The 15,265-nt window shown below is 60.7% G+C and carries 12 protein-coding genes; all 12 read left to right on the forward strand.

Going from position 1 to position 15,265, the window contains the following annotated elements; translation table 11 throughout:
- Window positions 1-50: 50 nt before the first annotated feature.
- The 12 genes from rbr (at window position 51) to AAA138_RS00235 (ending at window position 15,259) form a co-directional block, all read left to right on the forward strand.
- A complete protein-coding gene (gene rbr, locus AAA138_RS00180) occupies window positions 51-590 on the forward strand; it encodes a rubrerythrin (protein WP_349089118.1) in 540 nt (179 codons plus the stop codon).
- Window positions 591-867: 277 nt separating this feature from the next.
- Window positions 868-1,500, forward strand: a complete 633-nt coding sequence (locus tag AAA138_RS00185) for a hypothetical protein (protein WP_349089119.1) — start codon at window positions 868-870, stop codon at window positions 1,498-1,500.
- 433 nt (window positions 1,501-1,933) lie between these two features.
- Window positions 1,934-2,356, forward strand: coding sequence for a hypothetical protein (locus AAA138_RS00190; RefSeq protein ID WP_349089120.1), 423 nt, complete (start codon window positions 1,934-1,936; stop codon window positions 2,354-2,356).
- 123 nt (window positions 2,357-2,479) lie between these two features.
- Entirely contained in the window at window positions 2,480-3,010 is a 531-nt protein-coding gene (locus AAA138_RS00195; protein WP_349089121.1) for a DUF6036 family nucleotidyltransferase, read from the forward strand.
- The gene (locus AAA138_RS00200; protein ID WP_349089122.1) at window positions 3,007-3,570 is read left to right on the forward strand and encodes a hypothetical protein; all 564 of its coding nucleotides are present in this window, start codon (window positions 3,007-3,009) and stop codon (window positions 3,568-3,570) included. Before AAA138_RS00195 ends, AAA138_RS00200 begins: the two co-directional genes overlap by 4 nt.
- A gap of 51 nt (window positions 3,571-3,621) precedes the next feature.
- Window positions 3,622-4,977: a DNA recombination protein RmuC gene (gene rmuC, locus AAA138_RS00205; RefSeq protein WP_349089123.1), complete on the forward strand. Its 1,356-nt coding sequence runs from the start codon at window positions 3,622-3,624 to the stop codon at window positions 4,975-4,977.
- Between the two features lie 125 nt (window positions 4,978-5,102).
- Window positions 5,103-6,905: an ABC transporter ATP-binding protein gene (locus AAA138_RS00210; RefSeq protein ID WP_349089124.1), complete on the forward strand. Its 1,803-nt coding sequence runs from the start codon at window positions 5,103-5,105 to the stop codon at window positions 6,903-6,905.
- A 63-nt stretch (window positions 6,906-6,968) separates the two neighbouring features.
- On the forward strand, window positions 6,969-7,634 hold the full coding sequence (gene nth / locus AAA138_RS00215; RefSeq protein WP_349089125.1) for an endonuclease III: 666 nt from the start codon (window positions 6,969-6,971) through the stop codon (window positions 7,632-7,634).
- A 118-nt stretch (window positions 7,635-7,752) separates the two neighbouring features.
- Complete coding sequence (locus AAA138_RS00220) at window positions 7,753-8,811, forward strand: zinc ribbon domain-containing protein (protein ID WP_349089126.1); 1,059 nt, start codon at window positions 7,753-7,755, stop codon at window positions 8,809-8,811.
- A gap of 207 nt (window positions 8,812-9,018) precedes the next feature.
- Window positions 9,019-10,485 (forward strand): hypothetical protein, encoded by a 1,467-nt coding sequence (locus tag AAA138_RS00225; RefSeq protein WP_349089127.1) that lies wholly within the window; start codon window positions 9,019-9,021, stop codon window positions 10,483-10,485.
- Between the two features lie 221 nt (window positions 10,486-10,706).
- Complete coding sequence (gene mfd, locus AAA138_RS00230; protein ID WP_349089128.1) at window positions 10,707-14,339, forward strand: transcription-repair coupling factor; 3,633 nt, start codon at window positions 10,707-10,709, stop codon at window positions 14,337-14,339.
- A 56-nt stretch (window positions 14,340-14,395) separates the two neighbouring features.
- Complete coding sequence (locus tag AAA138_RS00235) at window positions 14,396-15,259, forward strand: phosphatase PAP2 family protein (protein WP_349089129.1); 864 nt, start codon at window positions 14,396-14,398, stop codon at window positions 15,257-15,259.
- Window positions 15,260-15,265: the final 6 nt, after the last annotated feature.

Consider the following 15,265-nt stretch of genomic DNA (forward strand, 5'->3'; position numbering starts at 1 on the left):
GACAAGGCCGCTCGAAGCCTACGGGCGGCATGTTGAAGGGAAGTACACCTATGGATTTTGAGAACTCTCAAACCAAGAAGAACCTCGAGACCGCTTTTGCCGGTGAGTCCCAGGCGCATACCAAGTATCGCTACTACGCATCTAAGGCCAAGAAGGATGGCTACGTTCAGATCTCGAATATCTTTGCCGAGACCGCAGGCAACGAGTCCGAGCACGCCAAGCTGTGGTTTAAGTATCTGCATGACGGCGCCGTTCCCGACACCCTGGACAACTTGCGTGATGCCGCTGCGGGCGAGAACTACGAGTGGACCACGATGTACGACGAGTTCGCCAAGACCGCCGAGGAGGAGGGCTTTACCGAGATCGCCGAGAAGTTCCGTGGCGTCGGTGCTGTCGAGCAGGCTCACGAGGAGCGCTACAACAAGCTTGTCGAGCGCATTGAGTCGGGCGAGGTGTTTGAGCGTGAGGGCGTGAAGGTATGGAAGTGCCTGAACTGCGGGCACCTGCATGTGGGCGCCGAGGCACCCGAGGTGTGCCCGGTGTGCAACCACCCGAAGGCGTACTTTGAGGAGCAGGTGGTGAACTACTAGCGCTTGGCGCTGGCATGAGCTGGGCCGGGAGGGCGGGATTACCTTCCCTCCCCGCTCACGGCTTCGCAGGGTCGCGTTGAGGGAAGGTAATCCCGCCCTCCCGGCCCGCTTCGGGTCGCCGCGTGCTCGCTACATATAAGCTGATAAAAAGTTTGTGTGCCGCCCCTTATGGGGCGGCACGTTTTTGTATGGGGACTGGTTGGGACGGCACCGTTCATGGGTGGGGTACACTGGGTAGTGGCGTTTTAGTTTATTTCCTGTTGTGGGGTGTTTTTGTATGGGTAAGAAGTCTCGGGCTCGGGTGGCTGCTGCTGGGACTCGTCGTGATCCTAATCGCGTGGTTGATGAGGGCGGTAAGGTTGCCCGTGCCGATAAGGAGAAGAAGGTCGGTGCGCATGCTCATCCTGAGTGGGCGCCTCACCTCAATACGGCTAGCGAGGATCTGACTGCTAAGTTGTTTACTCTGGTCGAGGTTATCTTGGGCGTGGTGCCCGTGGTGGTCATTGGCTTGTTCTTGGCTTCGAAAGATGCCACGAGTGTGGATAAGCTCACCGATGTCTTTTCTCAGGACCCCTCGATGGTGGTTACGTTTATCTCTGCGTGCCTGCAGCCGTTTGTGGCGTACATGCTGTACATGGTTTATCGCAAATACTGCGAGGGCGATGCGGGCTTTGCCGCCGGCAACCTGATCGGCCTCTTGTGCTCCGAGATTTTGCTGCTCAATATCCCCGGCGTCATCGGCATGGGTATTTTGTTGTGGCGCGTGTGGCGCAACGTTGCCCCGCACTTTGAGAGCTGGCTGTTTGAGCGTCGCGCAATGGGCGTGCTGGTCGATATCGCGGGCTCGCTCGTAATCCTGGTCCTGGCGTTTATGTGCGCCACCGCCGCCCGTGGTCTCGCGGGCATGTAGTCTGTCCTCACCTACCACGGAACGCAGGGCGGGGAAACCTTTCCCTCTCGCTCACGGCTTCGCAGGGTCGCGCGAGGCAAAGGTTTCCCCGCCCTGCGCTCCGGCGTTGAGTCGTCGCATGCTCGTTACAGAAAAGCTGATAATAAGTTTGTGTGCCGCCCCTTTGGGGCGGCACTTTTTGTGTGGGGTCCCGGTCTTCACAATTTTCGTCAAGCTTTTGGTTAGATTTTGGTTAGTTGGCGGGCTGGCGGAAGGGCAAAAGATCATTCGATAGAAAAGCTCAAAGAAAGTGCTGGTGGGGGAGTTGTTGAGGTTTTCGACAGCTTTTGTCAGCAAGAAACTTTGCAGCTATTGCTACGGATTGCGTTGCCGTGGCCTTGGCGGTGCGGGATGCTGGGCGTAAGCGTCGAATGCTCCGATTTTGGAGGCCAACATGGATCTGTTTCTTGAGACTCCGCAGCAACAAGCTGAGCGCATGTTGCGTCAGCAGCAACGGCTCATGGAGATGCAAATGCAAGGGGTAGCCGCCCAGTCCCCTGCGCAAAATGCCACGCCCGCGGTTTCGCCTGCGGGCGGATCGGCGCCAGAGAACTATTCCGTACAACAAGATTCATATGCGCAGGAGCTTGCGTTTGACAAGCGCCGCACACGTCACCGCCGCGTGGGCCAGCGCCTGCGCACATTAGCGATGATCGTGCTCATTCCGTTAGGACTTGCGGCGATTTTCTTGGTCTCGTATGCACTCACCTGCATCCTCAACGGTGCCTCGCCCAGCGAAGTGCTCCAACATCTGTCAGCCCTCGGCCAGCGCCTAGGCGATGTCGTAACAACCGTTCGCGCCGGCTGGGAGAGTTAGCGTTTGTCACATTAGGACTTCTAGGGTGTAGGGATTATCGCCACGAGTAGAATTCTTGCAACCTGTGGGTCCTGTCGTGCAACTGAATAGTATTATTGAAGATAAATAATAATAGGATTTGCTATGTATAAGCAGGATTTAGAGCAGACTCTTTTGGGCATTGACGAAGAGGCGGAGCTGGAAATAGGTCCAAGAGACGACAGGCCGAGCGTTGTATTGGTGGGAGGAAGCGCCTTCATGCTAAACGATGTGACGAATCGGTCGGTTACACATGACATTGATGTGTTTGAGGCAGACAGGTGCCTCCGCGAGATCATAGCTCGATACCCCGAGGTGAATGGTATGGCGGTGGCATATTGCAACCAGATGCCATTCAATTACGAAGATCGATTGATCCCCTTGGAGATTGGGGCGCGTTTTATTAGGTACTTTACGCCATCTTTGGAGGACATGGCGGTGATGAAGCTTTATGCCTATCGTCCGAACGACATCGTCGACCTCCATAGTCGAGCGTTTATCGACCGACTTGATTGGGATCTACTCGAGCGGCTTATATTCGACGATGGAGAGGCGCTGGCATCGTCGCCTTCGGAGCGGAGCTATCAAGAGATGGTCTGCGCATACAGGCAATACAAAAAGGAGGTGCTCGGTTGAATCTGACTTTTGAGGGATTTTTGAAAGGCTATTGCCGAGAGCTATCCGGACAGCAGTCGCTGAGTTTTAGAAAACTGCTTGAGCAGGCGACGACGGTTGCGCCGCGCGTGGCGGAGCCTCTATTTTTGCTCGCTTTGGCGCAAGGAAAAGCCGAATACGTTCTGGGTTTATCCGAGGGCTCGTGGATGGAAGAAGATTACCGAGGCGTTTTGTCCTTGTACGATCAAGCGGGTGGCATGGCGTCTCTATGCGCCAAAAGCGAGCTCCCTAACCGTTATGCCAACGTTTGGCGTGCGTATAGGGCGGTGAAGGAAAAGCCAGTGGCGGACAGAAGGATCAACGCCCTGATGCGAAAGAGAACATTGGGAGCGCTAGGAGAATCGGGCGTAACGCGCTACGGTCTCTGCCGCGATTTGAATCTGAATAAGGGAAACGTGTACGCATACTTAGCCGGCGATGACTCAAAGGTGAGCAGGGAGACGGCGCGCCGCATTATGGAATATGCGGAAGAGAGAAGCACCCAAGAAGGGGCCGGGCGCCCGGTGCGTGTGGCGGGGTAAGATTGATCGCGGTTTTGATTGATAATCGATTGGGTTTGTTGGGCGGAGTCTATGCCTGCTATTGATATTGCGCTTATTGTGATTGCTTTGGTGGCGGTGGGGGTTGCTGTGGTTTGCGCCCTGCAGCTTAAAGGCCTTCGTGTCGAGTTGCGAGAGCGTGGCGGCAACGACGCGGAGACGCTTGCGGCGCTCGAGCAGGCCAACAACGCGCTCGACACCCTGAACGTCGCATTGGCCGAAACCCGCCGCACGGCAAATGCCATCGCGCAACAGCAGACAACCGATGCGGCCGTGGAGCAGCAACGCTACCTGACTATCGCGCGAGAGTTCTCGCAGGCTGGCGACCGTATGGATGACCTGCGCCGCGAGACGGCCCAACAGCTCGGCGCCAACCGCGAGGGCATCGAGCACCGCCTGGACAAGGTGCGCGAGACGGTCGATGCCCAACTGGGTGCCATTCGCAAGGATAACAACGTGCAGCTCGATCAGATGCGCGCGACGGTGGACGAGAAACTCTCCCGTACGCTCAACGACCGTCTGTCTGCATCGTTTAAGCAGGTGAGCGACCAGCTCGAGGCCGTGTACAAGGGCCTGGGCGACATGCAGTCTATCGCCACCGGCGTGGGCGACCTTAAGCGCGTGCTGGGCAACGTCAAGGCGCGTGGCATTTTGGGTGAGGTGCAGCTGGGCGCGATCCTGGCGGATATCCTCACACCCGACCAGTATCTGGAAAACGTTGCCACCAAGCCCGGCGCCTCGGAGCGCGTTGAGTTTGCCGTCAAGCTGCCGGTAGACGAGGGCGATCCCGTGCTGCTGCCGATTGACTCCAAATTCCCGGGCGACGCGTACGAGCATCTGCTCGACGCCCAGGAGTCGGGCGACGCGGAGGCCGTCGCTGCTGCGCGCAAGACGCTCGACGCGATGGTGAAGCGCGAGGCCAAGGACATTTGCGAGAAGTACCTGAGCGTGCCCGCGACCACCAACTTTGGCATCATGTTCGTACCGTTTGAGGGCCTGTATGCCGAGGTCGTCAGTCGTCCCGGGCTTATCGAGACCCTGGGTCGCGACTATCACGTCAACGTTGCCGGCCCCAGCACCATGGCCGCCATCCTCAACAGCCTGCAGATGAGCTACCAGACGTTTAGGCTGCAAAAACGCACCGATGACGTGCTGCGCGTGCTTTCCGCCGTCAAGGCTGAGCTGCCGCGCTATCAGGCGGCGCTACGCCGCGCCCAACAGCAGATCGAGACTGCGGGCAAGACGGTCGAGGGCATTATCACTACGCGCACCAACGTTATGGAGCGCAAACTCAAGGACATCGATGCGCTGGAGGATGCCGAGGAGGCCGACGAGATCTTGGGGCTCACGTCCGCGGGCCTGCTCGCAGACCAAGAAGACGAGGGCTAGCCGCAACGGACGGCGGGGCGTCGGCGCAAGCGCGGGGCGCGGGCGCTTTTCGCATCGTGCTTGCCTGAAGTGCGCTTTAGTGTGCAACAATGGCGTTTCGCCCTATCAGACGCGAAAGGAAGCCCATGTCTCAGAGAAGCACCAGTCCGCTCAAACGCTCCACCGTGCGCCGCACGTTGCAGCGTTTTTGGGATGTCACGCGCACGCAGCCGCTGATCGTCTTTCTCTCGGTATTCTCGTCGGCGGGCTATATCTTTTTGCTTACGTTTGCCAACACCTACGTGATGGCGCTTATCGTCGACCGCGTCCAGGCCGGCCCCGTGGCAGGCGACCAGGTGTTTGAGGTCTTTGGCCCTTACATTCTGGCGCTCGTGCTCGTTAACCTGGTAGGCCAGATCCTCTCCAAGCTGCAGGACTACACTGTCTACAAGCTCGAGATTGCGGGCAACTACCACCTGGCACGCCTGTGCTTTGACACGCTCTCCAATCAATCCATGACATTCCACACCAGCCGATTTGGCGGATCGCTCGTGAGCCAGACGAGCCGTTTTATGAGCGGCTACACGGGTCTGGTGGACGTGACGGTGTATTCGCTTATTCCCACTATCACCTCGGTTGTCTGCACGGTGGCGGCGCTCGCTCCGGTGGTGCCCGCATTTACCGTGATCCTGGTGGGCATCATGGTCGTCTACATCGCATTCGTTTGGCTTATGTACAAGCGCATCATGCCGCTTTCGGCCGCGACGTCCGCCGCACAGAACAAGCTATCGGGCGTGCTGTCCGATGCGGTCACGAACATCCTGGCCGTCAAAACCTGCGGGCGCGAGGACTTTGAGCGCGACCTGTTCGATGCTGCCGACCGCGCCGCGCGCGATGCCGAGACGGTATCGATGCACGCCATGATGCAACGCAACTTTACGACCTCGGGTCTTATCGTCATCACCATGGCCGTGGTGAGCGTGTTCGTCGCGGGCGGCAACGCGTGGTTTGGCATCTCTGCCGGCGCGCTCGTCATGATCTTTACCTACACGTACAATCTCACCATGCGTCTGAACTATGTGAGCTCCATGATGCAGCGCATCAATCGCGCGCTGGGCGATGCGGCCGAGATGACACGCGTGCTGGACGAGCCGCGTCTGGTGGCGGACGACGCGAATGCCCCCGAGCTCAAAGTGACCGAGGGCGCGATTGATTTTGAGCACTTGAGCTTTGCATACCGTGACGCCGCGGCAGGCGAGAGCGTGTTCAACGACCTGACGCTCCATGTGGCGGCGGGCCAGCGCGTGGGCCTGGTGGGCAAATCGGGCTCGGGCAAGACGACGCTCACCAAGCTGTTGTTGCGCCTGGACGACGTACAGGGCGGTCGCGTGCTCGTGGACGGCCAGGACGTCTCGCGCTGCACGCAGCAGAGCCTGCGCCGCCAGGTTGCCTACGTGCCGCAGGAGGCGCTGCTGTTCCACCGCTCCATTCGCGAGAATATCGCCTACGGCCGCCCCGACGCCACTGACGAGCAGATTCGCGAGGCAGCGCGCCTGGCCAACGCGACCGAGTTTATCGATCGCTTGCCCCATGGCTTTGATACCATGGTGGGCGAGCGGGGCGTTAAGCTCTCGGGCGGCCAGCGCCAGCGCGTGGCCATCGCCCGTGCCATCCTCACCGACGCGCCGATTCTGGTGCTCGACGAGGCGACCTCTGCCCTGGACAGTGAGTCCGAGGCGCTGGTGCAGGAGGCGCTCGAGAACCTGATGCGCGGCCGCACCTCCATTGTGGTGGCGCACCGCCTGTCCACCGTGGCGGCGCTCGACCGCATCGTGGTGCTGGCAGACGGCGAGATTGTCGAGGATGGCACCCATGCTCAGCTCGTCGAGGCGGGCGGCGAATACGCAAGCCTGTGGAGCCGCCAGACCGGCGCATTTTTGGAGGCGTAAAGACCCCATACGTGGGACAATCGTGCCCATAGGTTTGTTATGCCGCTGAGCCGAGGAGTCGTTATGCCACGCGAGACCAATGCCGCCAAACGCGAACGCGCCATCGAGGTGTGCGAGCGCCTTAACCGTCGCTATGGCCCGGTCGAGTGCTTCTTGGACCACGAGAATCCATTTAGGCTGCTCATCGCGGTACTGCTCTCGGCTCAGACGACCGACGCGCAGGTCAACAAGGTGACGCCCCAACTGTTTGCCCAGTGGCCCACGCCCGAGGCCATGGCCGGGGCAAGTGTGACCGACGTGGCGGACACCATTAAGTCACTCGGCTTTTATAAGAGTAAGGCCAAGCATGCCGTGGAGGCCGCGCGGATGATTGTTGCCGACTACGGCGGCGAGGTGCCGGCCGACATGAAGGAGCTCGTCAAGCTGCCGGGCGTGGGGCGCAAAACAGCGAACATCGTGCTCAACGTGGGGTACGGCATCGTGGAAGGCATCGCGGTGGATACGCACGTCAACCGCATCGCGCACCGCCTGATGCTGAGTCCCAAGACGCACGCCAAAGAGCCGCTCAAGACCGAGCAAGATCTGCTCAAGATCTTGCCGCACGAGTATTGGGAGTCGGTCAATCACCAGTGGATCACCTTTGGCCGCGAGATTTGCGATGCCCGTAAGCCCAAGTGCGACGAGTGCCCGCTGGCAGACCTTTGCCCCAGCGTGCGTGTGACGGGATAGGGCCCGGCACGTTTTGCCGGCACTCGAAGACGGCGATCAATGTTGCGCAACACATTTGGGCTGCGAGGGCTCAATATGATGGCGACAGATGCCGTTTGTTGTAAGGGGATGCCCGAATATGTTTTGCACCAAGTGTGGCTCCGAGATGCCCGACGGAACCGATTTTTGCACGAACTGCGGGGCGCGCATGGGCGCTGCCTCTCCGGCGGCCGCGCCTGCTGAGCCCGCACCGATGCCGGCGGCAGGGATGCCTCCCGTGCAGGGTGCCGTACAAAAGAAATCGCATAAGCGCGCGGTGATTGTCGGCATGTGCGTGGCGGGCGTGCTCGTTGCCGGCGGTGCCGCTCTGGCGCTGACCGGCGTGCTGGGTCCGCTTGGGCAGGGCAACTCATCGCAGATTACGGTACTGGGGTCCGACGAGGGTTCAGCCGAGCACAAGGACAAGGGAAGCGCCAAGGAGAAGCCTGCCGCCGACGGGGATGAGGCGGATGAGCCTGAGCAGACCGGCAGCAGTGTAAAAGTCGACCTCAATGACCAGGCAACCTATGCCGCCGCAAACCTGTTCCTGTCGAACTTTACGGAGGAGCACTTCGATCGGGACTGGTATCAGACGGGCGGCTTCGATTCGACTGACGGACTTTCTGATGACGAGAAATACAAGCTGGTTAAGTTTATCTGGTGCCATTTTATTGACAACGCGCCGTATCGAATCGAGAAAGGCGACTATGACAACGGTAATAGCCAGCGTGTGGCGACTGATGTGATCAATAGGGAACTCAATCGCTTGACGGGTCTGACGCTTTCCGATGCCGATATGACTTATGACAGAACGCCGGAGGGGCAGGCGATTCCTGATTCGGCCGAAGCGCATGACGGGTACTTGTACCTGAAACAGGAATATGGCCAGGGAAATTACAACCCACCGTGTGCCATCGTTACGGGCACGACTGACCTTGGCGACAACATCTACGAGCTCACCTATGAGGTTTACAGTGCTGGCGGTACGCTGCTACCCTCCGACATTCCCGAGAGCACCTATGGCCTGCCGAAGGACCAGTTCATCGCCGCAATTCAAGCGGACGCATCCATGGGCCGTACTGAGATTTGCACGGTCCGCGTCGCGCAGGGTGACGGCGCTCCGACCTTCACACTGCTTAAAATGGGCGTCTACGATTAGGCTCGGCGTATAGCTCACTCTGATAGCGCCAGACGGCTTGCCCGTCTGGCGTTTTTTGCGGGGCTGTGCATGCGCTCGAGCAGGAGTATATGTCGCCGCCTGCCGCCCCATGCAAAAATGTGTTGCTAATTTAGAAGCCTATTCAAGCGCGCCGAAGTCGTGCGTGCTGGCGTAGCATGAGCAAAAAATCAAGCAATGGAGGGTAACGTGGCAACATTGAAGACGCGAGAGCTCGAAGATTATTTTGAACGCATCGTACGCACGCGCGAAGGTGACCTACCTGGTCGTCGCAAAGGCGACGAATACTTGTCTCAAACCCATGCGCTCTACCATGGTGATTCTGCGCCCTGGGCTCTGACGCCAAAGATATTCGACAAGGATATGACGGCGCTTCTTAAGGAGGCCGCCGAGCGCATGTACGGCATTATGGACAAGGTGACGCGGGCGTTTTGTTCCGATGCCTCCGTGCGTGCGTGGTTTCGCATGGATCCGGCTTTTGCTGACCTGTGCGCTATGGATGCCGGCTATGATTGCCAAATTCCCCTTGCGCGTGTTGATATCTTTCTTGACGAAGATGCCGGTTCGTATACGTTTTGCGAGCTCAATACCGACGGCAGTGCCGGAATGGTAGTGACCGATGCGGTCTGTCAGGCAGTGCGAATGACGCCTTCCTTTGAGGAGTTTGCATCAGACCATCCCGGCTTTCGGCAGTACGATTTGTGCGGTAGCTGGATAGATGCATTGTTTGAGACCTATGCAGAGTGGGAACTGGCCCATCCTCGCCGCACCGAGGATAGTGCGCGATCGGACGACGGGGCCCACGTTGACGAGAGGTTTTATGCACCGCAATCAAAGATATATCCCGCTTCGGTGGCAATCGTCGACTATTCGGAAAGCATCGACTTGGAAGATGCGGCTCATTTTGTCGACCTTATGAGACGGCGGCGTGTAGTCGCACGCTTTGCGGATGTGCGCGACCTGCGGATTGGCGAAGGCGAGGGCGGTGCTAGGCGGCTGTGCGATGCCGTCGGCCCTATTGATTGCGTTTGGCGGCGCGCGGTGACCGGCGAGTTGTGGGATAAGCCGTGCGATGGACGCTCGGCCTTAATTGAGGCGGCTCAAGAAGGGATCGCGTGCATCGTCGGGGGATTTAGAACGTGGCCGTGTGCGACTAAGACCGTATTTGCATTTCTGTGGTCTCGAGCCGGGCAGTCCTTGTTGAGCCCGGAGGAGCAATCGTTTGTACGGGAGCATGTGCCCTATACCGAGATTTTGGACGAAAGCACCCAGTTGTCGAGATTTGCCGAAAAGGACCGATGGATCGTCAAGCCGTGCGGCGGCTACAATGCGGTTGGCGTTGTCGCTGGTTTGGATGCCACGGAACAGGAATGGTCCCAGGTGCTTGCTCGTGCTGCGGCCGCTGGGGCGATTGTGCAGGAGTATGCTCAGCAGTATCAGACTCCCTGCTTGCGCGGAACGCTTGTCGATGGGCCGCATCGAGGAGAGGCACCCAAAGGACTTGTGGATGATCTTGGTTTTGCGCCCGCTTCTAATATGGAAGGCCTGTACCTGTATCGCGGCCGTTTTGCGGGCGTGTACACACGCGTCGGCTTTGCTAACACCATAGGAGAGTGGACGAGCCGTTTGAACGTTGCGAGCTTTTTTGAGGAATAGCCGTTTCTTGGGGAGCTTCCGTGGTTGCGGCGTTCGACGTGACGGGGAGATTTGGGCGAAGCCGGCGAGTCCAGTTCTATCTGGCGTTTTTGTTGCGGGGCTGGGCGTACGCTTGAGCTGGAGTCCTCTCCATGCGCTACCATGACAGGCAACGAATTTGACGAACGACCCGCCGAGCTTGCCCCGGCGGGCTTTTGGCGTTGCGATGCCGGAGGAACAGCATGCTCATTCACCGTATAGCCGCGCAGCTCTACACTGCCGAGGCACTGCAGACCGTCGAGGCCGGGCTCGATGCTGGCGAGGACGTGACGCTGGCCGTGTCTCAGTCGGGCCGAACGCTTATGGCCGCCGCCCAGTTTGCGCGTCGTCCGCGCCCCACGGTCTACATCGTGAGTGGCGAGGATGCGGCCGATCGCGCCGCACGCAGTCTGGCCGCCTATGTGGGCCTGGCGCACGTGTGCCGCTTTCCCGAGCGCAAGGACTACCCTTGGCGCGAGCAGGCGCCCGACGATGCCGTGGTAGCCCAGCGCTGCGAGGCGCTCGGGCGCATCGTACGCGGGGACAACTGCATCATGGTCGCCTCGGCCCGCGCGCTGCTGCGCTGCGTGCCGCCGGTCGAGAGCCGCTACTGGGAGTCCACTACTTTTGCGGTGGGCGAGGAGATTCCCTTTGACGAGGTGCCGCAGCGTCTGGTGGGCATGGGCTACACCAATGCCGGCGCCGCCGACGCGCCCGGCCTGTTCCGTGTGCACGGCGACACCGTCGAGGTGTTTCCCGCGCAGGAAAAGGCGCCCGTGCGCATTGAGTTCTTTGGCGACGAGATCGACCGCATCCGCCGCATGGTGAGCTCCACGGGCCAGACCATCGGCAACGAGGACAGCATCGAGATCTTCCCGTGCCGTGAGCTGGCGCTTACCGACGAGGCCGTCCACAACATGCATGTGGCGCTCTACCGCGCCAGCCAGGACGACAGCAAGTTGGCGGCGCTGCTCGAGATGGTGGATGCGCGCATCGTCACGCCTGAGCTCGACCGCTTTTTGCCGGTGATGTACGGCCAGACCGTGAGCCCGCTGTCGCATGTGAGCGGCAAGGCGCTCGTGGTACTGTCCGAGCCGCGCTCGCTGTTCGACGATTGCCTGCGCGCCTACGAGGATATCGAGGCACGTGCCGGCGAGGCGGGGGTCGACCGTCTGGACGGCCTGTACGTGCGTGCCCAGCAACTCGACTTTGGTTCCCAGCAACGCCTGAACTATGTGAGCCTCATCCGTGCCGGCGGTGCGGTGACGGCCGAGCTCAAGATTGAGCAGCCTGCCATCGCGGGCTCGGACAACCGTTTTATGACGCGCATCCAGGAGGTCGTGGGCAAGCGCTATGCCTGCGTGTTTGCCATCCCCGACCGCGGCGCGCGCGAGTCGATGGAGCTCACCTTTGGCGACGAGGGCATTACCTTTGAGGAATCGCTGACCGCGGCGCCCGAAAACGCCGGCGCTATCGGCGACCGCGTGCGCGTGGCAGCGGCGGATTCCGCCGATCGCGCCGCACGCCAGGAGGCCCATGCTTCCATTCGCGAGCGTAAGGCCGACGCGCTCAACGCCCGCTCGCTCGAGGCGGGCGCCGCGCAGGCTGCCGCCGGCGCCGCCGTGCCCACCATCTCGCGCGGGCGCGTGACCTTTGTGGACGCTGCCCTGCCGCAGGGCGTGGTGGTGCCCGACGCCAATTTGGCCGTGTTCTCGATCGCCGACCTCAACGCCCGCATGGATGCCAACCGCGCGCGCAGCCGCCGCAAGGTTGACATTACGCAGATCACCTTCCCGTTTAAGCCGGGCGACTACGTGGTGCACGCTACCCATGGCATCGCTCTCTTTAGCGAGATCGCGCGCCAGGAAGTGGGCGGCAAGGAACGCGACTACTTTTTGCTGGAATACGCCGATGGCGACAAGCTCTACGTGCCACTGGAGCAGGTTGACCGCATTACGCGCTATGTTGGTCCCGACGGCGATAAACCGCGCTTGACCAGGCTCAACACCGCCGACTGGACGCGGGCTACCAACAAGGCGCGCAAGAATGCCAAAAAACTGGCGTTTGACCTGGTCGACCTGTATACGCGCCGCTCGTCGATTACCGGTATCGCCTGTCCGCCCGATACGCCCGAGCAGATCGAGATGGAGGAGAGTTTCCCCTACGACGAGACACGCGACCAGCTGGAGGCTATCGCCGACATCAAGGCAGACATGGAGGCGCCCAAGCCCATGGACCGCCTGCTGTGCGGCGACGTGGGTTTCGGCAAGACCGAGGTCGCCCTGCGCGCGGCCTTTAAGTGCGTGGACTCCGGCCGCCAGGTCATGGTGCTCTGCCCCACGACCATTCTGGCCCAACAGCACTACGAGACATTCTTTGAGCGCTTTGCCCCGTTTGGCCTGGAGGTTGAGGTGCTCAGCCGCTTCCGCACCCCGGCGCAGCAAAAGCGCGCGCTTAAGGCGTTTGCCGAGGGCAAGATTGATGTGCTCATCGGCACGCATCGCTTGCTTTCTGCCGATGTGAACCCTAAGAACCTGGGCCTGGTGATCATCGACGAGGAGCAGCGCTTTGGTGTGCAGCACAAGGAGCAGCTCAAGAACCTGCGCGAGCAGATCGACGTGCTCACGCTCTCGGCAACGCCGATTCCGCGAACCATGCAGATGGCCACGAGCGGCGTGCGCGACATGAGCCTGATCACCACACCGCCGACCGGGCGTCGTCCCGTGATCGTGCACGTGGGGGAGTACGACCCCGACGTGGTGAGTGCGGCGATTCGCCTGGAGGTGGGCCGTGGCGGTCAGGTGTATTACGTGTCCAACCGCGTCAAGACCATCGACGATGCTGTGGCGCGCGTGCACGAGGCCGCGCCCGAGGCGCGCGTGGGCGTGGCGCACGGCAAGATGAGCCCGCGCGAGGTCGAGGACGTGATGATCGAGTTCGCGACCAAGAAGATCGACGTGCTTATCGCCACGACCATCGTGGAGAGTGGCATCGATAACGCGACCGCCAACACGCTCATCATTGAGGACTCGCAGCGTTTGGGTCTGGCGCAGCTCTACCAGCTCAAGGGCCGCGTGGGCCGCTCGGCCACGCAGGCATACGCGTACTTTATGTTCCCGGGTGAGCTGCCGCTCACCGAGGAGGCCACGGCGCGCCTGACCGCGCTTTCCGAGTTCCAAGACTTGGGCAGCGGCATGCGCATCGCCATGCGCGACCTGGAGATCCGCGGTGCCGGTTCGCTCATGGGCGCCGAGCAGCACGGCAACCTGTCGAGTGTGGGCTTTGACCTGTTTACGCAGATGCTGGGACAGGCCGTGGCCGAGGCGCGCGGCGACGACGATGCTGGCGTGGAGGCGGCGAGCGTGGGCATCAACCTGCCGGCCGACTACTTCTTGTCCGAGGAGTATATGCCGGCGGTGGACCAGCGCGTGCTCGTGTACCGCAAGCTCGCGGCGGCCGAGGACCTGGAGAGTATCGACGAGGTGCAGGAGGAGACCGAGGCCGCGCACGGTGAGCTGCCGTTGGCGGGGCTTAACTTGTTCAACCGCGCTCGCATCCGCATTCGCGGCGAGCGCTTGGGGCTCGAGAGCGTCACGCTCAGCGGTGGACGCATTACCTTCCTGGGGGTTGACGTTCCCAAGAAGGTGGCCTTTGAGCTTAAGACCCGCTATGGCGCGGTGAACTTTCCCAAGAGCCGCAAACTGTCGGTGCCCTACAAGGCGGGTGCCGGCGCGGGCAGCGGCCTGGGTCGCGGTCTCGACGCCAGCGACGGCACCGGCCCCGTGGCCGCGGCACTCATGCTGCTGCAGCAGCTGGGCGCTAGTGATGATGACTAGCGAGTCGACGCTGCAAACACCCTATTTGGGCACTCTGGTTCCATCGAAAGGAAAGCATGTTCGGATACATCTATAAGAAAGATGTCGCTATTATCGCGGCCGTCCTGTGCCTTTGTCTGGGCGTGGGCAGCTTCTTTGATTATCAGATCTCGAGTGCGCTGTTCAACATCGGCAGCATGTACGGTCGCTTTGTCGAGGCGGCCGGCGAGCTACCGTTCGAGCTGACGGCGAGCGTCGCGGGCGTTATGCTCGTGCGCGCGGTGCGTTCCGACTCCAAGGCGAGCAAGTGGCTCGCTGCGCTGGGCGTTTTGATCAACGTGGGTCTGGTCGGCTACGAGATTATCGGATCGCTGCGCGTCGGCGGCAAGCTTATTGCGTTTCAGCTGGTTCTGACGTTTGCGTTGGTCATCGCAGCCAACTTCATCGCCTACCGCCTCACGCGCACGACCGAGCCCGACGAGCTTACGCGCTGGGCGTTGATGGTGCTGGCCGTGTGGGTCGCTCAGGCCATCATCCTCAACGTCATTGTTAAGCCGTTGTGGTCGCGCCCGCGCATGCGCGTGATCGAGGTGACGCAGGGGCTCGAGTTTCAGCCGTGGTGGGTGATCGGCAATCCCGACAAGTGGGCCTATATCGCCGCCGGCGTGATCAAGGACGGCTTTAAGTCGTTTGCGAGCGGACACACGGCGCATGCGGCGATCGGCCTTATGCTCGCCGGGCTTCCCGCGGCAGCCTTTAAGGAAAAACCTTCGCGTCGCCGCGTGATCTTTTGGGCGGCGGTTGTTGTTGCAGCGTTCGTCGCCTTTGGGCGCATCGTGATCGGCGCGCACTTTTTGAGTGACGTGAGCTGCGGTTTTGCCCTGGTACTGGCACTTGAGTGCCTTGCCGCACGCATTGCCTATCCCAACGGCGTACAATAGCTCCGT

The sequence above is a fragment of the Collinsella sp. CLA-JM-H32B genome (genome assembly GCF_040098065.1).
Lineage (GTDB): Bacteria > Actinomycetota > Coriobacteriia > Coriobacteriales > Coriobacteriaceae > Collinsella.

Excerpts from the sequence above, each read along its gene's own strand:
- AAA138_RS00195 (WP_349089121.1), top strand. The coding sequence starts at position 2,480 with ATGTATAAGCAGGATTTAGAGCAGACTCTTTTGGGCATTGACGAAGAG.
- AAA138_RS00235 (WP_349089129.1), top strand. The coding sequence starts at position 14,396 with ATGTTCGGATACATCTATAAGAAAGATGTCGCTATTATCGCGGCCGTC.
- rbr (WP_349089118.1), top strand. The coding sequence starts at position 51 with ATGGATTTTGAGAACTCTCAAACCAAGAAGAACCTCGAGACCGCTTTT.
- AAA138_RS00185 (WP_349089119.1), top strand. The coding sequence starts at position 868 with ATGGGTAAGAAGTCTCGGGCTCGGGTGGCTGCTGCTGGGACTCGTCGT.
- AAA138_RS00190 (WP_349089120.1), top strand. The coding sequence starts at position 1,934 with ATGGATCTGTTTCTTGAGACTCCGCAGCAACAAGCTGAGCGCATGTTG.
- mfd (WP_349089128.1), top strand. The coding sequence starts at position 10,707 with ATGCTCATTCACCGTATAGCCGCGCAGCTCTACACTGCCGAGGCACTG.
- AAA138_RS00210 (WP_349089124.1), top strand. The coding sequence starts at position 5,103 with ATGTCTCAGAGAAGCACCAGTCCGCTCAAACGCTCCACCGTGCGCCGC.
- AAA138_RS00220 (WP_349089126.1), top strand. The coding sequence starts at position 7,753 with ATGTTTTGCACCAAGTGTGGCTCCGAGATGCCCGACGGAACCGATTTT.
- nth (WP_349089125.1), top strand. The coding sequence starts at position 6,969 with ATGCCACGCGAGACCAATGCCGCCAAACGCGAACGCGCCATCGAGGTG.
- rmuC (WP_349089123.1), top strand. The coding sequence starts at position 3,622 with ATGCCTGCTATTGATATTGCGCTTATTGTGATTGCTTTGGTGGCGGTG.